This is a genomic window from Clostridium sp. CTA-5 (assembly GCF_054768135.1).
Map to the genome: position 1 here is coordinate 1 of NZ_BAAAAT010000013.1, position 22,891 is coordinate 22,891.

Annotated in this window: 24 protein-coding genes and 1 pseudogene; 14 read left to right on the forward strand and 11 right to left on the reverse strand. The window is 24.4% G+C overall.

The genetic code is table 11. From position 1 onward, the window contains the following. Positions 1 to 296 precede the first annotated feature (296 nt). From ACYUET_RS16965 to ACYUET_RS16980, 4 genes are all read left to right on the forward strand, one after another. Positions 297 to 908 carry a DUF3267 domain-containing protein gene (locus ACYUET_RS16965; protein WP_460281603.1) on the forward strand — a complete coding sequence of 204 codons (612 nt, stop codon included), beginning with the start codon at positions 297 to 299 and terminating at the stop codon, positions 906 to 908. 247 nt (positions 909 to 1,155) lie between these two features. Next, on the forward strand, positions 1,156 to 1,695 hold the full coding sequence (locus ACYUET_RS16970; protein ID WP_460281604.1) for a flavodoxin domain-containing protein: 540 nt from the start codon (positions 1,156 to 1,158) through the stop codon (positions 1,693 to 1,695). Positions 1,696 to 1,716: 21 nt separating this feature from the next. Beyond that, positions 1,717 to 2,226, forward strand: coding sequence for an LURP-one-related/scramblase family protein (locus ACYUET_RS16975; protein ID WP_460281605.1), 510 nt, complete (start codon positions 1,717 to 1,719; stop codon positions 2,224 to 2,226). A gap of 238 nt (positions 2,227 to 2,464) precedes the next feature. Continuing rightward, positions 2,465 to 2,887 carry a YjdF family protein gene (locus ACYUET_RS16980; RefSeq protein ID WP_460281606.1) on the forward strand — a complete coding sequence of 141 codons (423 nt, stop codon included), beginning with the start codon at positions 2,465 to 2,467 and terminating at the stop codon, positions 2,885 to 2,887. Between the two features lie 182 nt (positions 2,888 to 3,069). Here the strand turns inward: ACYUET_RS16980 and ACYUET_RS16985 are convergent, their stop codons facing one another. The 3 genes from ACYUET_RS16985 to ACYUET_RS16995 all read right to left on the reverse strand — a co-directional run bounded on the left by ACYUET_RS16985 (position 3,070) and on the right by ACYUET_RS16995 (position 5,404). After that, positions 3,070 to 3,810, reverse strand: coding sequence for a M48 family metallopeptidase (locus ACYUET_RS16985; RefSeq protein WP_460281607.1), 741 nt, complete (start codon positions 3,808 to 3,810; stop codon positions 3,070 to 3,072). Positions 3,811 to 3,936: 126 nt separating this feature from the next. Beyond that, positions 3,937 to 4,905, reverse strand: coding sequence for an anti sigma factor C-terminal domain-containing protein (locus tag ACYUET_RS16990; RefSeq protein WP_460281609.1), 969 nt, complete (start codon positions 4,903 to 4,905; stop codon positions 3,937 to 3,939). Then, positions 4,895 to 5,404 carry an RNA polymerase sigma factor gene (locus ACYUET_RS16995; RefSeq protein ID WP_460281611.1) on the reverse strand — a complete coding sequence of 170 codons (510 nt, stop codon included), beginning with the start codon at positions 5,402 to 5,404 and terminating at the stop codon, positions 4,895 to 4,897. Before ACYUET_RS16995 ends, ACYUET_RS16990 begins: the two co-directional genes overlap by 11 nt. Before the next feature lie 329 nt (positions 5,405 to 5,733). Between ACYUET_RS16995 and ACYUET_RS17000 the strand changes: the two genes are divergently transcribed. After that, positions 5,734 to 6,213 carry a GNAT family N-acetyltransferase gene (locus ACYUET_RS17000; RefSeq protein ID WP_460281613.1) on the forward strand — a complete coding sequence of 160 codons (480 nt, stop codon included), beginning with the start codon at positions 5,734 to 5,736 and terminating at the stop codon, positions 6,211 to 6,213. A 163-nt stretch (positions 6,214 to 6,376) separates the two neighbouring features. Here ACYUET_RS17000 and ACYUET_RS17005 read toward each other — a convergent pair. The 5 genes and pseudogenes from ACYUET_RS17005 to ACYUET_RS17025 all read right to left on the reverse strand — a co-directional run. Continuing rightward, a pseudogene (locus ACYUET_RS17005) lies at positions 6,377 to 6,499 on the reverse strand (ribosomal protein L7/L12); the annotation flags it as partial. Positions 6,500 to 6,515: 16 nt separating this feature from the next. Next, positions 6,516 to 7,523, reverse strand: a complete 1,008-nt coding sequence (locus tag ACYUET_RS17010; protein ID WP_460281615.1) for a C40 family peptidase — start codon at positions 7,521 to 7,523, stop codon at positions 6,516 to 6,518. Positions 7,524 to 7,849: 326 nt separating this feature from the next. Beyond that, entirely contained in the window at positions 7,850 to 8,692 is an 843-nt protein-coding gene (locus ACYUET_RS17015; RefSeq protein WP_460281617.1) for a hypothetical protein, read from the reverse strand. 105 nt (positions 8,693 to 8,797) lie between these two features. Beyond that, positions 8,798 to 9,445 carry a cyclase family protein gene (locus tag ACYUET_RS17020; RefSeq protein WP_460281618.1) on the reverse strand — a complete coding sequence of 216 codons (648 nt, stop codon included), beginning with the start codon at positions 9,443 to 9,445 and terminating at the stop codon, positions 8,798 to 8,800. Positions 9,446 to 9,535: 90 nt separating this feature from the next. Continuing rightward, positions 9,536 to 9,913 carry a hypothetical protein gene (locus ACYUET_RS17025; RefSeq protein ID WP_460281620.1) on the reverse strand — a complete coding sequence of 126 codons (378 nt, stop codon included), beginning with the start codon at positions 9,911 to 9,913 and terminating at the stop codon, positions 9,536 to 9,538. A 181-nt stretch (positions 9,914 to 10,094) separates the two neighbouring features. Here ACYUET_RS17025 and ACYUET_RS17030 point away from each other — a divergent pair, with 181 nt between their 5' ends. The 3 genes from ACYUET_RS17030 to ACYUET_RS17040 all read left to right on the forward strand — a co-directional run bounded on the left by ACYUET_RS17030 (position 10,095) and on the right by ACYUET_RS17040 (position 12,495). Beyond that, positions 10,095 to 10,805 carry a lysophospholipid acyltransferase family protein gene (locus ACYUET_RS17030; RefSeq protein ID WP_460281621.1) on the forward strand — a complete coding sequence of 237 codons (711 nt, stop codon included), beginning with the start codon at positions 10,095 to 10,097 and terminating at the stop codon, positions 10,803 to 10,805. Between the two features lie 589 nt (positions 10,806 to 11,394). Then, the gene (locus ACYUET_RS17035; RefSeq protein ID WP_460281622.1) at positions 11,395 to 11,664 is read left to right on the forward strand and encodes a hypothetical protein; all 270 of its coding nucleotides are present in this window, start codon (positions 11,395 to 11,397) and stop codon (positions 11,662 to 11,664) included. A 435-nt stretch (positions 11,665 to 12,099) separates the two neighbouring features. Continuing rightward, on the forward strand, positions 12,100 to 12,495 hold the full coding sequence (locus ACYUET_RS17040) for a thioesterase family protein (protein ID WP_460281624.1): 396 nt from the start codon (positions 12,100 to 12,102) through the stop codon (positions 12,493 to 12,495). Between the two features lie 122 nt (positions 12,496 to 12,617). On the opposite strand, the gene ACYUET_RS17045 is transcribed toward ACYUET_RS17040, so the two are convergent. Further along, positions 12,618 to 13,709, reverse strand: a complete 1,092-nt coding sequence (locus tag ACYUET_RS17045) for a ribose-phosphate pyrophosphokinase (RefSeq protein ID WP_460281625.1) — start codon at positions 13,707 to 13,709, stop codon at positions 12,618 to 12,620. 591 nt (positions 13,710 to 14,300) lie between these two features. Here ACYUET_RS17045 and ACYUET_RS17050 point away from each other — a divergent pair. Next, positions 14,301 to 14,846: a 50S ribosomal protein L25 gene (locus ACYUET_RS17050; RefSeq protein WP_460281627.1), complete on the forward strand. Its 546-nt coding sequence runs from the start codon at positions 14,301 to 14,303 to the stop codon at positions 14,844 to 14,846. A 242-nt stretch (positions 14,847 to 15,088) separates the two neighbouring features. Here the strand turns inward: ACYUET_RS17050 and ACYUET_RS17055 are convergent, their stop codons facing one another. Next, on the reverse strand, positions 15,089 to 16,846 hold the full coding sequence (locus ACYUET_RS17055) for a helicase-related protein (RefSeq protein ID WP_460281628.1): 1,758 nt from the start codon (positions 16,844 to 16,846) through the stop codon (positions 15,089 to 15,091). Positions 16,847 to 17,033: 187 nt separating this feature from the next. Then, positions 17,034 to 17,750: an MBL fold metallo-hydrolase gene (locus ACYUET_RS17060; RefSeq protein WP_460281629.1), complete on the reverse strand. Its 717-nt coding sequence runs from the start codon at positions 17,748 to 17,750 to the stop codon at positions 17,034 to 17,036. A gap of 260 nt (positions 17,751 to 18,010) precedes the next feature. On the opposite strand from ACYUET_RS17060, the gene ACYUET_RS17065 reads away from it, so the two are divergent. From ACYUET_RS17065 to neuB, 5 genes are all read left to right on the forward strand, one after another. Then, a complete protein-coding gene (locus ACYUET_RS17065; RefSeq protein WP_460281631.1) occupies positions 18,011 to 18,766 on the forward strand; it encodes a DUF3298 and DUF4163 domain-containing protein in 756 nt (251 codons plus the stop codon). A gap of 263 nt (positions 18,767 to 19,029) precedes the next feature. Continuing rightward, positions 19,030 to 20,175 carry a UDP-N-acetylglucosamine 2-epimerase gene (gene neuC / locus ACYUET_RS17070; protein WP_460281633.1) on the forward strand — a complete coding sequence of 382 codons (1,146 nt, stop codon included), beginning with the start codon at positions 19,030 to 19,032 and terminating at the stop codon, positions 20,173 to 20,175. Further along, positions 20,165 to 20,839, forward strand: a complete 675-nt coding sequence (locus ACYUET_RS17075) for a PIG-L deacetylase family protein (protein ID WP_460281634.1) — start codon at positions 20,165 to 20,167, stop codon at positions 20,837 to 20,839. Before neuC ends, ACYUET_RS17075 begins: the two co-directional genes overlap by 11 nt. 14 nt (positions 20,840 to 20,853) lie before the next feature. Then, a complete protein-coding gene (locus ACYUET_RS17080; protein ID WP_460281635.1) occupies positions 20,854 to 21,798 on the forward strand; it encodes a GNAT family N-acetyltransferase in 945 nt (314 codons plus the stop codon). Between the two features lie 24 nt (positions 21,799 to 21,822). Beyond that, positions 21,823 to 22,827, forward strand: a complete 1,005-nt coding sequence (neuB, locus tag ACYUET_RS17085; protein WP_460281637.1) for an N-acetylneuraminate synthase — start codon at positions 21,823 to 21,825, stop codon at positions 22,825 to 22,827. Positions 22,828 to 22,891: the final 64 nt, after the last annotated feature.

Here is a 22,891-nt window from a genome sequence, read left to right on the forward strand (position 1 = left end):
CAGGGGAATTTGCTTTAAGAACTCTAAAATAAAGCTTAGTCCAATTAATGCATGCTCCCAATCAAAGATTGCTGACAAGCAATTAATTGTACAAATCTTCATTAAGAGTTCTAAAAAGTAAATTCCAATGCCAGTTCGCCCTTATACTATAATATCAACACTGTTTTAAAACATAGCGTAGTTTTAAAATAGAATATATAAATAAAATTGCTATTATATAATCAATTGTAATATTATTGAAATCTTTAATTATATTATAAACTTATCATTTAAAAGCACAAAGGAGATAACTAAAGATGAAAATACAAAATAAATTTCCTAAATTTAATGAAGATAAACATAATGAATTATTAAATCAAGGTTGGATCTTAATAAAAGAACCAAAAAATATCCTAACATCAATTATATTTTCAATTCCACTTATGATTATTTTAGGTTTAATATCATGGTCTATAATAAATATATTTTCCCCAATCAATTTGAATATTTTACAAATTAATGAGGGTAGATTTTCTATAACAATTAATCCTATATACATATTGATTATTCTTATATTTATATATATACATGAATTTATACACTTAATTTGTATCCCTAACTTTCTAACATCTGATAAAACTTTTTTGGGACTTACGTGGTTTGGTGGTTATGCTTATACTGAAGAAATTATAAGCAAAAACTTATATATAATGATATGTTTTATGCCATTTTTATCAATTTCAATATTTTGTGTATTAGCTTTAGGTTCAATTGGATGTTTGACTCCTATAATAAAGTTTCTATGCATAATGAATGCAATTGCAAGCTCTGTTGATTTCTTAAATATTATATTAATTTCTACACAAGTTCCTAACAAAAGTAAAATTATTATGAATGGTAATTCATCATATTATAAAAAAATTATGTAACTAAAGTCTTATTTCGATATTATATCGTCATCAGGCTTTTTTACTTTTCTTTAATTATTCTAATCGTCATTTTAAAATTTTACTATATTTTAAATGAATGTTGATATTATAATATAAAGCTCATATACAGAGGGTTTTACTCTAACATCAATACTATTTTAAAACATAGCATAAAATTTAAAAATGTATGATTTACAAATTATGTTATAATTGATTATAATACAAAAAAATTATAGAGGTATAAATAATGAAAAGTGTAGTAATATACAAATCAAAAACAGGCTTTACAAAAAAATATGCTGAGTGGATTTCAGAACAATTATCAGCAGATATTTTTAATATTTCAAAAGTTAGAATAGATATTATAAAAAACTATGATATTGTAATTTATGGTGGAAGTTTATATGCTTCAGGTATTACTGGACTAAAATTTATTAAACAAAATATTGATAAACTTAAAGATAAAAATATTATTGTTTTTGCAACCGGTGCATCTCCATCAAAAAAAGAATCAATAAATCAAGTCAAAGATAAGAATTTTACTAATGATGAACAAAAATTTATAAGATTCTTTTATTTAAGAGGCGGGTTTGATTATAGTAAATTAAACTCATTTGATAAAATTTTAATGACATTACTTAAATGGAAATTAAAAAAGAAAAAAGATTTAACACCAGATGAAAAAGGTATGCTTGCTGCTTATAATAATCCTGTAGATTTTACAAGAAGGAAAAACCTAGACGAATTAATAACCTATGTGAAATCATTAGAATCTACCTCAAAATAAATACTAAAAGGACTTTTAAACATGAAAACTTATTACATAAAACAAAGATTAAATCTAGGAAATGATAAATATTTTATATATGATCAAAAACAACAACCCATACTAAAAGTTGTTAAAAAAGGTTTAACTGGATTGTTAGATAATTTTTTAGGAAACATTATATCTTTAGGAACTAAAATATATATTTATAATTTAGATGAAGCTGAAACTATTATGATTAAAAAAAAGAAAAAATTTATTTGGAATCAATATGATATATTTATTGATAGCTCAAAATATGCATCTCTGTGTGAAGAAAAAACTTGGTTTAAACCCAATCTTTCTATTAATACTATTGATGGAGCTTATAAAATTAAAGGAAATATTTTTGCAAGAGATTTTTTTATTGTTAAAGATAAAGAAGTTATGGCAACAATAAAAAAACGTAGATTAACTATTAGTGATTGTTATGAAATTTCTGTATTTCAAGAGGAATGTTATAAATTATTCATTGCAATTACTATAGCTATTGATAACTTATACCATAATTAAATATGATATAATAGTATATAATTATGTTTTTAAATATTATTAAATTATATACTTAAAACATAATTTAATATAAATATATTATTTATATGCCCTTTAAAAATTAATCTTATTGGGCAAAAATTAAATATACAAAGATAAAAACACAGTTCGGTTGGTAGTCCGGACGTAGCATTTGCTATCAGTAACCTGCCTCCTTGGTTGTCCGTTCTTTGTTTTTGTTATTTAAGGAGGATTTAACATGAACAAAATAACGTCAAAACTAACTGTATTTTTTGAGGATCCATTTTGGATTGGAATTTTTGAATATATTTCAGATGATACACTAAAAGTTTCTAAAGTAACTTTTGGTCAAGAACCTAAAGATTATGAAATATATGATTTTATTCTTAAAAATTTATATAAGTTACGTTATAGTTCACCTATTATCAATGAACCAAATCATGCTGAAAAAAAGCTAAATCCTAAGCGTATGCAAAGATTAATTAATAAACAATTGAAAGATACTGATGTAGGAACAAAAGCGCAACAAGCATTAAAGTTACAGCATGAACAAAACAAATTACAAAGAAAATCTTTTAATAAACAAAAAAAAGAAGATGAAAAAAACAGACAATTTGAGTTAAGACAACAAAAAAAGAAAGCAAAACATAGAGGAAAATAAGAATCAAGACAGTAGCTAATTTTGTGTAAAAAACAAAATTAGCTACTGTTTTTTTACAGAAGTACTATAAAAATACCCTATTCTTTAAACATACAAATAAATTTACGGTATTTTATTAATTAAAGTGACTGTTTCAAAAAATATTTATATATGTTCATTTACTGTACTTAATATAAATATCTTTACTCCAATGTCATATTAATGCCATTATTCTTTAAATAATTATGATAAATTTTATAATTAGGCATAACTTGTTCTACTCTTGTCCAAAAGTCTTTCGAATGATTTCTAAAATCCATATGACACATTTCATGTACAACGATATAATCAATCACTTCTATAGGCACCATACTTATTCTCCAATTAAAAAATGTCTCATTCTTAATATTAATGCTTGCATATCTTCTTTTTTGTTCTTTAACAGTCACCTTAGTTATTTTATCTTTAAAATTAAATGCATAATAAGTTATTCTTTCTTTAACAATATTTAAAGTTTTTTCTCTATACCATTTTTCTAAAGCTTTTCTTAACTTTTCATCATCTTGTGTATTAGTTACTATAACAAATCCCTCGTAATTTTTGGGATTAATATCTGTATTTTTATCAATAAAATTAATAAGTATATTTTTAGCTTCTTTATCAAAAATCAAATGAAGAGGATATTCTTTTCCTAAATACATAAATGTACTTCCATCTTTAAACTCTCTTTTGATTTTTTTATTAGAAATTAATTCCATTTCTTTCTTTTTTGCAATAATCCACTCTGCTTTTTGATAAATAAAATTTAATATATATTGATTAGATAATTTCATAGGAGCTAACACTTGTACATCACCATTTAAATCAATCTTTATACAAAGATATTTTCTTTTTCTTCTTATAAGTTTAAAATCAATACTTTCACCTTTGTATTCAAAATTCATTTTAAAATCCTCCAAAGCATTATAATAAAACAATTCTTTTGTTCAACATTAACAATTATTTAGAAAACAAGATTACTTAAAACTTTCAAATAATAATTTACCATAATTCTCTTACCCTTATCAATATTAATATATATCATCTACTATAACACCAAAAGAACTTGCTTTAATAATTGGATTTCCTATAAGCTTTCTAAGTTCATCTTTAGTTCCATAAACAACTGCACCTAAAATTTTAGCATCATCTACCTTTGTTTTTCCTCTTGCCATTATCTCTTTATATAAATCTTTATGTTTTATATAACAGCTTTTATTTAATGTATCTATTAAGTTATCATAACTATAGTTGTATTCATTATTATCAAAGCCTGAAAGTTCATCACATTCTATCCCTATAATATCACTCTCTTCTATTCCAGCACTTGTAGAGTCATATTCATCTATTTTTTGTTTAAATTCTTCCATATTTTGATTTGTAAATTCATCAAGCCATAACCAGGTTGTTGCAGCTGACTTTATAGCATTTTGCACTAAATACATCTCGTATATCTTATATCCTCTATCAAACGATATTCCCATTTCTATAATTTTACCATCTGGAATGTTATCTAGCTTTTCTAAATCATTTTGATACTTTTTATATTGAAGATCTGGATGAAAAAATCTCATTTTTTTATATCCATTTTCCCAAAGTGATATAGACCACTCTTTTCCTCTAGAAGAGGAATGACCATGTATTCTAGAACAGTTTAGAGGTGGTATAACACCAAATAATGATATTCTATCCTCTAAAATAACAGCTCTATTTCCAAGATTTTTGGATATCTTATAAGTTCCACTTCCACCTAAAAAACCAATAATATCATTTGACTTACTTATATAACCATTTGGTACTGATAATTCTATATATGCTTCATTCTTTTCATAAGCCTTTTGACTATACTTTATGCCTATAATAAAATTTAAAATGATTACAATTATAAAAACAAACATTGCTATTACTATTATTTTTAAAGTTGATTTTAGCTTTGCTTTTTTAAAAGATTTTTGTAACTTTTTATCATCAAATATATTATCTATCTCTTCATCTTTCATTTTTATTCATCCACCTCTCTTTAAATTTATTTCTTGCTCTATATAAATAAGTTTTCACCTTGTTTTCATTCATTCCTAATAAAAAACCTATTTCTTTATAACTTAGTTCCATCTCATATTTAAATATAAGTAATGATCTATATTCTTCACTCAAACTCTTAAGTACTTTTGTTACCTCTTCTCTTTTTTCCATACTTAATATTTTATCTTCAATAGTTACATCACCAGTTAATTGTTCATAAAATTTATCCTCATCAACTGAAATAAAATTTATTATCTTTCCTCTTTTAACACTGTTTTTATATTTATTAATAGCAACCCTAAATAACCAAGAAGATAAATTTTTAATATCAATTCCATCCATATATTCTATCACTTTAATGAAACTATCATGAACAATATCTTCTGCTTCGCTTATTGAACATCCGGATTTCACTAAATATAAACATATAATTTTAAATTGTTGTTTATACAAATTTACTATCAAATTTTTGTCCATGATTACTCCTTTTTAAGATTTTAGCTTCCTATATATAAGACAATTTATTAATTAAAATGTATACAATATTTTTCCAATATTCATCAATTATATCTTACCATGTATTTAAAATTACTTATTTCACTTGCTTACTACTTAATATCAATGATATTAAGTAGTAGCTATTGATAAAATTTATTTAACCAAATTATATATTTAACAGATATTATTAATATCTTTGGTTTTATCAGTACTATAATAGTAAGTTAATTCTTCAATAGTACTACTATAAATAATTATAAAATTAAATAGTATAATAATAGATAATCAAACTTATTAGGAGACTACTTATGATAAATTTAAAAGCTAAAGAATTAACAGAAGAACATGCAAAACAAATAGCTAAATGGAAATATTACAATGAATATGCAATTTATAATTTACCTAATTGGAAAAATATGATTAAAGAGAAATATTTATTATGTGATAAATTAAAAAGAAAACAATTTACTAGTTATACTAATAATCAAAATGAAATAATAGGATTTATAAATTTACATCCTGAAGAAAATTTTGTTTTTTTCGGAATAGGTATAAATCCCAAATATTGCAATAAAGGCTTTGGAAAAGAACTTACTAAATTGGCTTTAAATAAATGTAAAATTAAATTTCCTAATAAACCAGTTATCCTAAAAGTTAGAACTTGGAATAAAAGAGCTATTAATTGTTATAAATCACAAGGTTTTGAGTTCATTAAAAGTAAAAATCAAGAAATTTATATAGGAAATGGAGATTTTTATATTATGAAACATTTAAATAAAATAACCTAGAATCTTAAACCTCTAAATTTAATGAATAAAATGTTAAAACAATTAATTTATAATAAAAAATACAGATGAGACTTTTTTTATCTCATCTGTATTTTTTAATTAATTACTGTTTTTATATTTTATTTAATAATTAGCATATAAAACTATAATTTTATACTTAATCTTATTTTAAAGAATCTACATATTCTTTAGCTTCAAGTAATCCTAATCCAGTAATCTCCCTACACTTTTTAATTGCTTCAACTTTTTTGTCTTCTAAAATAAGACTTTTTAACTCTTCTATTATATAATTCGTTATAAAACTAGTTTTTATCAGTATCTAAAATTCTTCCAACATATTTCATATTAGATGTACTTAATTTGCTTATTTTAACAAAATCTCCTGTATGTGGTGCATGAATAAACATATCATTTCCTATATACATTCCTACGTGTGTTGAATTGGAAGCTTTGTTAAACACTAAATCCCCTGGTTTAATTTCTGCCATACTTATAGGTTTTGCAAAACTTTGTTGTTCCTCAGATACTCTTGGTATATCTATATTTTGTGATTTAAAAACATATTGCATAAGACCAGAACAATCAAATCCGTCAGGAGTTGTTCCACCCCATAAATAAGGAATTCCTAGGTATTTTTGTGTTTCTTCTATTAATGTTCTAGCTTGACCTGTAATATCAGACGGAAGTGTTATTGGAACTATAGTACTTGTACCATCTATTAATAAAGCACTATTTTCTTCAACATATTTTAATAATTGACTTTTTTGATCTTCTAAATCTTTAATTTCTTTTTCTATTGATTCTTTATCTTTTTTTAACTGCTCATTTTCTTTTTCTATTTTATTTTTTATATCATTAAGTTCTTTTTCTGACTCCTTTGCATCTGAAACAAGTTTCCTATCACTTTTACATACCTGAGAAATCACCTGAACTTTCTCTACTGCTTCCACAAGATTCCCTGAAGAAAGTAACGCATCTAAATATTGCATAGGTGTTAGTTCAAAACCACCATCCATGTGTACTTTCTTTAATCTTTCTTCTAATAAACTATCTTTTTCTTCTAAATTTTTTTGAGCTTTTTCTAATTCATCTTCATTTTCTTTTATATCATTTTCTTTTTGAAGAATTTGCTCTTTATATTCGTTTAGCTTGTCCATATTTTTTTCAATTTTATTATCATATTCTTGTACGTTTTGTATAACCTCATTAAGCGATAAATCATTAGGTGCTGCAAACACTGTTAACGTATTGCTTGTAAGTATAAAAAATAACAAAGCTGTTAACTTGGCAGTTATAAATTTCTTTTTCATTAAATATTCTCCTTTTATTATCTACTATCTCAATACTATTTTAAAATATATCCCATTTTGAAAGATACTTTTTATCTATATCTACTTTTCATATTAATTATAAATTTCTATCTTCATTAATATAATTATAATATAAATCTATACATTATTTTTTACGATTTTATTAATAATTTATTACTTAGTTAAATATAATTAAGTTTTGTTTAAATATAGATACATTTAAATCTAATATTTACTATATATGTAAGATAATTATTATAAAATTAAGGCTACATTATTAAATTCTTAATTAATAATGTAGCCTTTACAAAAATAATATGTAGTTATTATATTAAACCTTCTACTGAAAAACTATCTAAAGTTATGTTCTTTATATTATCAGTATCATTGCCTTTATGTTTTTTTATTATTATTTCACCATTTTTACAGTCCTTACAATACATAAGAGTTGCTTTAAAATAAACATTATTGTGTATCTTTTTATTATTATTAGATAACTCTTTTAACTCTAATAAGCAACCATTTACGTCATTAAGCTTGTTCATAATAATCTCATAATCACTTGGTAAAAATTCAAATAATTTCTTTGCAGTGTAATATCTCTTACAGTTATCACAATATTTAAAATCTGATAAATTAATTACAAAATAAAATGTTGTAAAAATAATCATAGCTATAAGTTGTAAAAAGTATACTATATAATTTATTTTACCACTTGTTTTAACGTCTACTGTATCTCCACTTTTAAATCTGATTGTCGAATCTGAATTATCTAATAAATACTTTTGATAATTTATAAAAGTCATTTGTTTTTCTATACCATCATCATCAGTATAAACAAATTCACTAATAGGTGCTCCTTCAAATGTTCTACTAATTGTATAATCATCTAATAAGTATGTTGTACGATATTCCATATAGTTTATTCCTATAAATGTTAGAATAGATACTAATGCTGCCATTAAACAATGCCATTTACTAAATTTTTTATTACTTTTTCTAAATGCATTTGAAAATGTCCATCCTAAAAACATACCTATTAATGCTCCACCAGCTGGAATCACAACCCAAAAACTAAGATTCAAAATTGAAAATCCTATAAAAGCAGTTGCTATATATTCTGCTACTATAACAGATACTATAGACAAAATTATTAAAAATATATACATTTACTATCTTCCCCCTTTTTAGCAAGTAATATTATACCATATATGTATCATTACTCACTGAAAAGAGAATATTATGAAATTTACGACTATTCTTGTAAATTATAACTATCTTATAATTGCTATTGCTCTAACAGGAGCACCATCAGAGTTTTCATACTTTAATGGTAATGCAAAGAATTCAAATAATTCATTTTCAAGCTTATCTAAGTTTGTGAGGTTTTCTATAATAATTATATTATTTTTTAATATTTCATTGTGAATTGGTAAGTCTTCAGATGATATTGTATCAATTGACATCAAATCAATCCCTATACCTTTTTTATTGTGATTAATTATATATTTAATCACATCATCATGTAACACAGGGTAGTCTTTAAAGTAATCTTTATTTCCCCACTTATGAAAATATCCTGTATTAAAAATTAAAAATTCTGCTTTCTCTATATTTGTTTTATTTTTTTCTATATAACTAATATCTATTACTTTTTCTTTGGCATTAACTAAATCTGCACAATCTATAACAATTCCTAAACCTGTAAAATTAGATACATCCATCTTATCTAAAGTTAAAGAATTTTCTATAACATGTAAAGGCGCATCCATATGTGTACCATTATGAGAATAAACATTTATTAAAGTTTGACTAAATCCATCCTCTTGTACATTGTTAACCTGTTTTAAATTGGGCATTTCATCTTTTGAAAATACTGGCATATCATTAGAAATATTATGAGTTAAATCTATTATTTTCATTAATTTACTCTCCATTAAAAATCTTCAAGATGACTTTTCAGCCATCTATTTTTCAGTAATTCAGATTTTTAAACATACAAATATTTTTTATTATCTATTAAAATAATCCCTTAAAATTTGTTCATCAAATTCTTCAAACTCAAACGTATCTAAATTATTTTTGCTTATCCATTTTGCTTCATCATAAGTTTTATCTAATACATATCTTTCCTTTAGTGTTCCTGTGTATACCTTGATAGCTTCATCAGAATTTATAGTATACTCTTTAAACTCTTCAAGCCCAAAAAGAACTGTTTTTAAAACTTTATTTACACCTTTATTTAGAGATTTTTCACAGTTACCTTTTGCAGTCAAAGTTTGAGTAAACAATGACCATTTTCCTGTTTGTCCCCTTTTAGCTTTCTTCTTTAAAGCTAAAATATTGTTAAAATCATCTTTTAGTATTAATGTACATGCAATAATTTTCATATTATAATTCTCCTACGTTAATAATATATTTATAATTTAGTTAATAATAGCTATAACTAAATTATAACCTGACTACATAATTTTTCAAATACATTTAACATAATATAGCATATAAAATTGTACTTTTATTTAAAATTAAGTTAAAATTTAATTTATACATTTAATTTAGGGGGAAAATATTATGTCTTTTAAAATACTCAAATTCATTAAATACGGAACATATATGTTGTGGTTACAAATTAAAGGATTAAAATATACATATCTAAAAAAAGTAAAAGGTGATGACGCTGCTCAAGATTATGTGGTTAAAACAGGATATCTTTGGAGTAAATTTACTATAAATACTATTGGTATAGAAATAGATTTAAAAGGAGAAGAAAATATACCCAGTGAGCCTTGTGTTTTTATCGGAAATCATTCAAGCATATTAGATATACCATTAATAGTATACACTTCAAAAAAGAAACTTGGATTTATTGCAAAAAAAGAGATGCTTGATGTTCCTATTATTGGTGCTTGGATAAAAAGAACAGGTAGTATAGCACTTGATAGAGAAAATACTAGAAGTGCTCTTAAATCAATAAGTGATGGAGTTGAAAATATAAAAAAAGGATACTCATTAGGAATATTTCCTGAAGGTACTAGAAATAAAGAGGGGCAAGTTGGTGAATTTAAAAAGGGAAGTTTAAAACTTGCTACAAAATCAAAGGCTCCTATTGTTCCTGTTAGTATAGATAGAGCCTCTAGAGCTTTTGAAGACCATAGAGATTTTTTGCCTACAAAAATAAAAGTAGTTTATGGAAAACCAATTAGAACTGACAATTTATCAAGAGAAGACGAAAAAAATTTAACTGAATATGTAAGAAATATAATAATATCTAATTTAAAATAAATATTAGATTTTAAATTAATATATATGTTGCAAGTTTAAATCTTAAACAAAATAATTTACAGTTATTTGATTTATTGCAACATATATATTATCCAATCAGAATTATATATTTAATAAATTTTCTATATAACTTCCTTACTATACTAGTAATCTCTATTTTCATTTAAACATCTCTATTATACTTTTATATTAAATAATATGAAAAAATAAGATTTATCTCCACTCTTGAAATTAAATCCTTGTTTACACTTTGTCATCCTAATTACTATATTTCCTTTGATTCTATAAACATTTCTTAAGTATAAATTTTAAAATTCTAATAAATATGTTCCTTTATATTCCTAAAAAAATTTAACCTTTTCTATTATTTTTATTAATTATAAAGTTTTTTTAATAGTTTAATATTATAAGGATAATATTAGAAAAAATTATATATATTTATATAAAATTACCTGCTAATTTTTATCAATCTGTAAATTTATGTGATGTGTAAATTCTAGAAAAAGAGATTATATTATTAGTATAGTAATGATTTAAAAAAAATTAATCATTTCAACACATATATCGTTTACAAAACGGAGGGATTGTTATGAATTATAGAACTACTAAAAAATCTAAATTTCACTTATTAGTTTCTAATATTATTAAAGACAGTACTCATGATAAAGTCTCAGAAAATTCATTAAATTTCTCAAAGTATTTTAATAAAATATGGCGATTTATTTCTAAAGCACTATGCAATAATTCAGAATATATATATGATAAAAATACTTTTTACTCTAAATCTTGTAATACTTGTTATACTGTTGAAAATCCTATCGATATACAATTAATGTCGTCAATAAGAACATTTTTATAATCTTAAATTACGTAACTAATGTATTAGAATAAATCAAAAGTTCATTCAAATTTTTTTGGATGGACTTTTTTATTCATTATTTAATCTATTTTGTTTTTCTCTATTAACATTTTAGCTAATCCTAAACCATATAACATTATACCTATAAATACATAAACATTTATGTATCCTTCTAATAAAATATCAAATACTCCTGTCAAATCTTTCTTATAATAGATTATTTGAAATGTTGAATAACCTAGAGGTACGCTAAAAAATATTAATGCAAATGATGAAATAAAATATTTTCTTTGATTATGCCTAATTATCACCTTCTATTATATTATTTGTAAATAATATATGACTACTATACAAATCATATCACAGCTTATAGTGTAATCGTATAATATATGCTATAATTTAACTATCTTATTTAAAAATGGAAGGATGAATACAATGAATGAACCTAAAATTGGACAAATAGCTAGACGTGAACTTACAGTTACTAAAGATATGTTAGCTGTTAATGTTGGAAGTGGAAGTGTAGAAGTTTTTGCTACTCCAATGGTTGCAGCAATTATGGAAGGTGCTGCAGCTGATCTAGCTCAAAATTTCTTAGAAGATATTTATACTACTGTAGGAACAAAGATTACTGTAGAACATTTATGTGCAACTGCTGAAGGTGTTAATGTATATGCTGAAGCTGAACTTACTAAAGTAGAAGGACGTAAATATAGCTTTTCATTAAAAGCATTTGATAATAAAGGACTAATAGCTGCTGGAGAACATGAACGTGTGTGCGTAAAAAAAGAAAGTTTTTTAAATAAAGCTAATGAACGTAAAAATTCATAATTTGCAATTATAATTAAAAAGTATGTTTTAAAACATAAGGCATATAAATTAAAATAGAGATTAACCTACTAAACAGCTGGTTAATCTCTATTTTAATTTATATTTTAAAAATAATATCTATATTATTTATTTAATAAGCTATGTATTATTCTTGTTGCATCCATGTATTTAGCAATAGATTTTCCGTGATTTAATCTATTAATAATTCTAGCTACAAACTCTGACATATCAACACCATTGAACCACTTAGAATTGTTTAAATCTTTTGGTATATATGTTAAATTAGTAGAATAAATTTTTGTTATAATTCCGTCTTCATAATATTTATTAAACTTTTCTAGACCTTCTGTAAAGAAAGCGAAAGTTGCAGCAACATATACGTTTCTTGCATTTCTAGATTTTAATTCTTTTGCTATATCAAGAACAGATTCTCCTGATGCTATCATATCATCAACTATTAAAACATCTTTACCGTCTACATCTCTTCCCATATATTCATGTTGAACAATAGGGTTTTTTCCATTAACTATTGTAGAATGATCTCTTCTTTTATAGAATAAACCGACGTCAACGCCTAGAACACTTGAATAGTAAATCGCTCTATCCATAGCTCCTGTATCAGGGCTAATTACTAATAGTTTTTCTTTATCACGTTCCAATGTTTTTTCATTAGAAATAAGACATTTTACTATATCATAAGTTGGATAAATATTCTCAAAAGATAATAAAGGAATAGCATTTTGAACGTTAGGATCATGTACATCAAATGTAAGAATTTCATCAACACCTAATCTTTCAAGCTCTTGAAGTGCTAATGCACAGTCTAAAGACTCTCTTCCCTTACGTCTGTGTTGTCTTGATTCATATAAAAGCGGCATAATTACTGTTATTCTTGCTGCTTTACCTCTTATAGCTGAAACTGTTCTTTTAATATCTTGGAAATGTTCATCTGGACCTTTATGGTTTTTAATTCCAAACATTTTATATGTACAACTATAATTTCCAACATCACATAAAATATAAATATCTTTTCCTCTAACAGTTTCAGAAATCTTAACTTTTCCTTCACCATTAGAAAATCTCACTTCATTATGTGGTATTAAGAATGATTCAGTACAGTTTCTACTACTTTGGATGTACTTATCTATAGCATTTCCCAATTCCTTACAGCTTTCTAACGCTATTATTCCGAGTTCATGATTTAATTGATTCATCAGTTTCTCTCCCTTTTTTAATTATTTTAATAAAATACACTTTATTTTAGTATATACTCAATCATTAACAGTATATACTAAAAATGCATATCGATAAATATGTTATTGCAATTTTTATAAAATATCACAATAATATTACTGTTATGTACATTAAAATTTAAATTAGTTAAAAATATGATTGATTTCTTACTAATGTAACATTTATTTACCAATTAATATACATTCATTTTTATTAAGTAAGTTTCTATCCATAAATATATTATCATAAATTTAATACTTTGTTAATAAAAGTGTCTTTTAATAGTTTTTTCATAATTTTCTGATTATTTACTTGGCTTTTTAATAACATTTTCTCTTTTTATTGCTATTACATCATTTTCCATATTTGACTTTGATATGTATATTTATTATGCTGAAGCTACTAAATAAAAGGAGGCTTGATGCATATGTGGAGCTTAAAATTAAGCTCTTGGTGTAATTAGTTATGCGTTCAAATTCATTTTTGTATGGATTTATTCACCTTAACTTATACTTCATAAGCTTAATAAAACCATATTTAAAATTTAAAAAATTAGAAAAGAGGTATTTATTATGTCAAATGTAGCATTTAAGGTATACGAAAGAAGTACAAAAGAAAATAAAAATAAACTTAGAAAATCCGGATTAATTCCTGCAGTAATTTTTGGTGAATTCTTAGAAGAATCAATTCCTGTTAAAATATGTAATGCAGAACTCCATAGACTACTAAGAAAAAATAATAGTGGCTCTATTATTCCTATTGATTTAGATAATAAAAGATTTAATTGTGTAGTTAAAGAAGTACAAAAAATTAGTGCTGATGAAATTTTACATGTTAATTTTCAATCTGTACAACCAAATGAAATAATTAAGATGAGAATTCCAATTAAATATGTTGGGCAAGAAAATTTAGAAAGCAAACGATTAATTCTTGAAACCTTTGATCCGTTTATAGATTTCCAAGGAGATGTTGAAAAAATCCCTGAAACACTTGAAATAGATGTATCAAATATGAAATGTGAAGATAAATTATTTGTTGAAGACGTTAAAATTCCAAAAGGTATTACTGTCTTAACTGATCCTAAATCATTATTAGCTGTTGTAAATCCAACTCTTTAATTTCAAAATTAAATAATATAATAAATATTTAATGGTCAATACATATTTCACTAGAGGTATGTATATATTTGTTTTATATTATAAAATAATAATATTGTACTATAAGCATTAATTAGTATTATTTTTACAATATTTAATTTTAAGTATTTAATAATAATTTTCAATCATCAGGTGGAGAGAAACTCCACTTGATGATAAAAGCTTAATGTATACTACAATATTAACTTTATTTAAAATATGTTTTAAATTCTTATTAATATCTCATTTATTGCTTCACTTATCTTTATTCTTTCTTCATAAACCCAATTCATATCAAATTTTAAACCAAATATTTTAGAGAATGAATAATACATATTAACTCTTTGATAATAGATTTCTAAATCATCTAAATTTCCCTTAAAACATTGAGGTATAAATAATTCATCCTGTTTATTTATAAATAACTGATCTACATATTCTAAAAATGTATCCATAAGCTCATCTCTTGAAACATCAAATGGAACTTTTAATAAATCCCACTGAATTTCTTCACTAAGCTTATACATTTTTATTCTATCTAAGATTAACATATATTCACTTACATCCATTTTAGTATAATAATCTAATTTTTCTTCTCTGGTACTCCAAAGAGCAAGTTTTTCATTTAATGGTAGACTCTTAATTTGTAATATGGCTTCTGATGGTCCTATTACTGCCTCCATTATTGTTTTATCTTCTACTTCTAGTTTAGATTTAAGAAAATCTGCTGTGCCTCCAATTCCTGCAATATATCCAACATCATATATACCAATTCTGCCTGCACGACCTCCAACTTGTTTTACCTCTTGAGAAGTTAATTCCCTAACTTCTTCTCCATCAAATTTTTTTGTACTCATAAATATAATTCTTCTAATAGGTAAATTAACACCCATACCTATAGCATCTGTAGTTACCAGTATTTTTGTTTCCTTATTTAAAAACTGTTGATATTGCATTTTCCTAACTTCTGGTGGTAAATCTCCATATATAATGCTTGCTTTTATACCTTTTTTAGAGTAATCTTGTGCTATTTCCAATACCCTCTTTTTAGAAAATACTACAATAGCATCCCCTTCTTTAGCATCATTATAACTAAAGTTTTTATATTCTACTTCAAGAGGTATAGCTCTTTTATATTTTTTCACTTCATATTCATCATTACAATCTTTTATAATTGTTTCTAATATATATCTAGCATTAGCTGCTCCACATATATGTATTTCATCACATTGCAATCCAAGTACAGCCTTACTCCATGCCATTCCTCTGTGAGTATCACTTATCATTTGAATCTCATCAATTACAGCTACATCATACTGCTCTTTTAAATTAACCTTTTCTATTGTAGATGAAACATGCGTTGAACCTACATTTATTATTTCTTCTTCTCCAGTTAATAAATCACAAATGATTCCTTCTTTATTTAATTTTTCAAAATTCTCCAAAGCAAGAATTCTAAGTGGTGCTAAGTAAGCTCCTTTTTTTGCTGTTTTTAAACGTTCTATTGCATTATATGTCTTACCAGTATTCGTATCACCTAAATGTATGTAAAATTTTCTCTTCATACTTCTAGCTCTAATATATTCATCTTTAGGATTAGTTGGAAACTTTTCCTCAAATTCCTTTGCAACTAGCTTAGGTATATGCATTTTTGTAAGTACTGTCATTAATCCCTGATTTAAAAAATTATTATAATTTCCACGTACAACTTGATAAAAATCGAAATCTGTATGATTCTTTTCATTATAATAATCAAGCATTTTTTTTGAAGTGTATTCAAGTAATTCTTCATATCTTTCACACACCTGATTGTACTCTTTAAGCCCTTGATTATCTAATTCCTTAAGATGTCTTAATTTTTTTCTTATGGCAGTTTCATGTTCTATAAGAGCTCCTGGTTTTGAATGTTCTACTATTTCTTCTATTTGATTTATTTGACTTTTATACTTCTTAAACTCTCTTTGTGCTGCATTCTTTTTCATTTATACCCTCCAAATCAACAATACTTATCGTAATATTTCCTATTCTATACGTGAAAATAAACGACTACATACTTATAGATAATAGATTCTTAATTTAAGATAAGACACATAAAAACGATTATTTGAATTTTTAGTCATACTACCTTATTAATTTTTTAATGTGTTCAAAAACACCATTCTTTTTAAACTAAGAATGGTGTTTGTATATTTCAACAACATTAAATCCATTATCTCTTATTTCTTGTTCTGATATATGTTTATCAAGATGCATACAATAAATATTATCTCTAAATTCTTGTGAAATTATATCACAAAGTTTTTTTAATGATAAATGGTTGTTATTTTCATAATCTAATCCACATGTATCTTGGTATATCCTATAAAGGTCTCCCTTTTTCATTTTTTCAATTACTTTATCACTTATAATATTAGCATCTCCACTATAATAAAACGCTTTTCCGTTTATTTTCATTATAAATCCATATGATGGCATTGTAGAAGAATGAGAAACTGGTATAAATTCTATAGTAAACTCTCCAAGCTTTCTATCTCTAATATAAAGGATATTAAAACTATTAAGATTATACATTTCAGGTTTTACACCTATAATAGTCAAAAAAGTCGACATTAATTCTTTTTTAGGAAAAATTATATTTACTTTACGCTTTAAAACATAATGTGAATAAAATATCACTTCACCTAAACTACCTATATGGTCTGGATGCATATGAGTAATTATAATATATATACTTTCCAATCCATCTAATATATTAAGTTCTTGTAATCTATTAAAAACAGTTCCTCCACAATCAATAAGAAGTAAACTATTATCATTTTTTATAAAAGCACTTGTATTTCCTAGTTCAGTATTAAAAGCACTTCCTTTTCCAATAAAATTAAGCATTTTTTCCTCCTCTATTAAAGTCTCTTATTTATTTTTAGACTTCATTTTAAAAATATGTTTATATTTTAATAAAATCTAAAGTCAATTTAAAACTTATTTTATTATAACATACTACAAATTTTCACCTACTTTTAACAATTATTTTTTAATTAACTTATTTTAAAACTATTTGAAATTATTTTGTAAACTATTCGTAACAAAGTTTACCTTATTTGGCATTAATATAATATTAAGAACTAACAAAAAGGAGATAATTAACTATGAAAAGAACTTATATAAGTAAAATAATAGCTTTAACTTTAGGAATTATATTAACTGCTGGTTTGTTTTTAGGAGAAATTCAAAACGCTAGTGCTGATTCCATTTTGAGCGATAATTCAAAGATACAATTAGTGGAAAATACTTCAGTTAAAAATTCCGCATATTTAAAAGAAGATATAAACTTAATAAACTTAAAAAATGATACTAATGACCAAAAAATAAACATTTTAAATGAACAAATAAATTCTAATATCAATTCCAATATATCTAAAATAGAAAATCAAAGTAAAGAAACTTTTGATATCTATGGTCATGAGAATATAGGGTTCCCATATGAAATAAACGTAAAATATACAGTAACTAATGAATCTGATTCTTTAATAAGCTTATACAATGATTTTTATAGTTATTCAGGTGGAGCTCATGGAAATACATTAAGAAATTCGTATACAATTGATAAAGATAAAAAAGAAATGCTTTCCCTGAATAATTTATTTACTAATGGCTATGATTATAAAAAAATAATAAATGATGAGATAATAAAACAAATTAATTCCCATCCCGAAAACTATTATGAATCTGGCAAACAATTTCAAGGGATTAATGATGAACAAAATTTCTATATTGATCAAAATAATCTTGTAATCTATTATCAGCAATATGAAATAGCACCATATTGTTATGGAATACCTGAATTTAAAATCCCATTAAGTTTATTTGGTGAAAATTATTTATATAAAACTTCTATAAAATAGTTGAAATTCATAAAAGGGCCCTCTCAAAATATAATTATTTATTTGAGAGGGTCCTTTTGTAAATTGCTAAATTTTATCTGAGCCCTTAATAACATAAATTTAATAAACAAAAATATATATAACTAATATATAAGTATTTGTAATTTTAAAATTTATTAAAACATAACGAAACAATTAAAGATTTCTTTATTTTTCATATATCTACTTTTTAAAATGCATTTCAAAGAACTTTATAAATGAATATATATAAGGTGGTAATTCTATTGAAGAAAATATTAGCAATTACAGGAATACGATCAGATTATGATTTGATGAGTAATTTATTTAAAAAAATAAATTCAGATGATTACTTTGAATTAAAATTATTAGTATGTGGGGCACATTTATCAAAAACTTATGGTAATACTGTAAAACTTATAGAACAAGATAGATTTGAAATACTACTAAAGATAGAAAGCTTAATTGATTCTGACAGTAAAAGTTCTAGATTAAAAACAACTTCAATAATATTGCAGAATTCAATAGATATAGTAAAACAATATAATCCTGATTTAATAATCTATGCAGGTGACAGAGAAGAAGTGTTAATAGGTTCAATGCTTGGAGCATTTTTGGAAATTCCAACAGCACATTTCTTTGGAGGCGACTATACATCAAGTGGATTAGTTGATAATCAACTTAGAAACGCAGCTTCAAAAATGTCTTCAATTCATTTTGTGTCAACATATGAACATAAAAGAAGATTAATTAATATAGGTGAAGCTGAATTTAGAATCTTTCAAATAGGAAGTCCTGCATTAGATAAGTTCAAAACTGAACCTAATATAAATATGGATACAATCTATAAAAAGCTAAATATAAAACCATTTAATCACTATGCTTTGCTCATTTACCATCCATTAGGTAAAAATGATGGGATTATTTTTAATAATATATTAAAATCACTTAAAGAAAATAGTTTAAATGCCTTTGTTAGTTATCCAAATATAGACGCAGGTAATAAAGAAATTATTAATATTATAAATAAATATGAAAATGATACAAATTTCTACTTTTATAAAAATTTAGATAGAAATACTTTTATAAATATCTATAGAAACGCATCTTTTCAGATTGGTAATTCAAGTGCTGGAATAGTAGAAGCTGCTTCAGTTGGAATACCTGTAATTAATATAGGGACAAGGCAACAAGGCAGAAGTTCCAATGAAAATGTAATCTTTGTAAATGATAGCTACATTGACATAAAAAATGGTATAGTTAAAGCTTTAGATAAGAATTTCATAAATAAGTGTAAAAGCATAAAAAATATTTATGGAGATGCAAATAGCTCAGAAAATGCATATAAAATTCTAAAAAAACTAAAATATAAAGATTTTTTATTAAAACTGGAGGATCCAAATGAACTGTAAAAATATATTGATTATATCAGTACATCCAGATGATGAGACAATAGGTTGCGGTGGAACAATTCTTAAGCATAAAGATTATGGAGATACAATCAATTGGTTAATCTTAACTAGTGCTGAGACTAAATTTGGTTATTCAGATAAGCAAGTTAAAGAAGAGAAAGAACAAATAGAAAATGTAGCAAAAGCATATAGTATTGATAATGTATTTAACTTAAAGTTTGAACCTGCAAAAATAAATTATGATATATTCATACAATTAATAAGTAAAATAAGTAATATTATATATAAGGTTAAACCTGAAATTATTTATATGATTAATAGAAGTGATATTCATACAGATCACCAAATATCAGCTAAAGCCATTTTAAGTTGCACTAAAAGTTTTAGATATCCGTTTATAAAAAGAATATTAATGTATGAGTGCCTTTCAGAAACAGAAATTGCCCCACAGTTTCAAGAAAATATATTTATACCTAATGTATTTTGTGATATTACAAGATACATTGATAAAAAACTGAAAATACTAGAGTTTTATAAATCTGAGCTACAAGGTATACCACTACCACGAAATAGTGAAAGTGTTAAATCACTTGCAAGGTATAGAGGGTGTTCTGCTTGTGTCGATTATGCTGAAGCCTTTATGCTTGTTAGAGATATTTTTTAAGGAGGTATAAATTATTGTTACAGATAAAAGACTATCAAAAAAATGATGAAAAAATGATACTAAATCTATTTAAAAAATCATTTAATCAAGATCTGAATTATGAAGAATGGAAATGGAATTATAATGATAATATATATTCTGATAAATATATAAAACTTATGTGGGATTTAGATACTTTAGCAGGTCATTATTCAATATTACCAACTCAAATGAAAATTTATAATAAATTTTATAAAACTGGTTTATCTCTAGCGACTATGACATCTCCAGAATATAAAAATCAAGGTATATTTGTTAAATTAGCTAAAGCACTTTATGAAGAAAATTATAACAAACTTACCATTATTTATGGCTTTCCTAATAATAATTCTTTACATGGATTTATAAAATATTTAGGATGGCATCACATTTCAGATATACCTATCTATTCATGCTATACTTATCAATTAAATTCATCATATATTGATAAAAATATAAAACAAGTCTCTAATTTAGATGAACGAGTTGATATTTTATTCAAAGATTTTTCACAAAACTATCCCGTTATTATTCATAGAAATAAACAATATATTGATTGGAGATATAAATCAAATCCAAAAAATAAATATTATTATATTGTTTATGAGGATGGAAATAATTATTTAGGATATTGTATCTATAAACTTTTTAAATCTGAAAATAATTATTTTTGTGATTTAGTAGATATAATGGCCAAAACTAATCATATATATACGAAATTATTATTATACTTGATTAATTTAATGAATAGTAAATCTATTAAATATATAAACTCATGGTTTACAAATAAAGATCAATTAGATATTGCTAAAAATTTAGGATTTAAGTCTACAAATATAATTACACATTTTGGTTTTAAAATAAATTGTGATTTTATAAATTTAAAAGATATAAATTTTGAAAAATGGTATCTAACTATGGGAGATTCAGATGTGTTTTAATATTTTTTAACTGGAGGTGATTTAATGTCAGTTTTTATAATAGCAGAAGCTGGTGTAAATCATAATGGAGATATTAATTTAGCAAAAAAGTTAGTAGACATGGCAAAAGATTGTGGTGCAGATGCAATAAAATTTCAAACTTTTAAAGCAGAAGAAAGTACAGGAATTTTTGCAGAAAAAGCGCAATATCAAAAAAATAATGACAAAACTCAAGAATCTCAACTAGAAATGATTAAAAAACTTGAATTGCCTTTCGAAAACTTTAAAGCCTTAAAAAATTATTGTGAAGATAAAGGAATAATATTTATATCTACACCAGATGGATTAGATAGCTTAAACTATTTATTAAAGCTAAATGTTCCTTTTATTAAAGTTGGTTCAAGTGAGATAACAAATATTGATTTTTTAATAGAGATAGGTAATACAAAAAAACCTATAATTTTATCTACAGGTATGAGCACATTAGGAGAAATTGAACAAGCCTTACAAACTATATATTCAACTGGTAATACAAATGTAAGATTAATGCATTGTACATCTGATTATCCCACACTAATAGATGATGTTAATTTAAAAGCTATGATTACTATAAGAGAAGCTTTTAAGATTCCTGTTGGCCTATCAGATCATACATTAGGATTTGAAGCAGCAATAGCTGCTACTACATTACAGGCAGAATTTATTGAAAAACATATTACATTAGACAGAAATATGAAAGGACCAGACCATAAAGCCTCTATGCCTCCACTAGAGTTTAAAGAATATGTTAATCATATTAGAAATACCGAAAAGTTATTAGGAGATGGAATTAAACGTCCTACAAATAATGAAAAAATTATTATGAATGATGCTAGAAGAAGTGTCTTGGCTTCAAGAAACTTAAAAAAAGGAACAATAATAGAAAAAAATATGCTTACTTATAAAAGACCAGGATATGGAATAAAGCCTGAACTTGCTTATATCTTAATAGGAAGAAAGCTTAAAAGAGATTTATTAAAAGATGAAATTATATGTTGGAATGATGTATAAAATTTATATGGGGAGAAATTAAATTTCTCCCTAATATATATATATTAATAATTAAGAGGAAAAT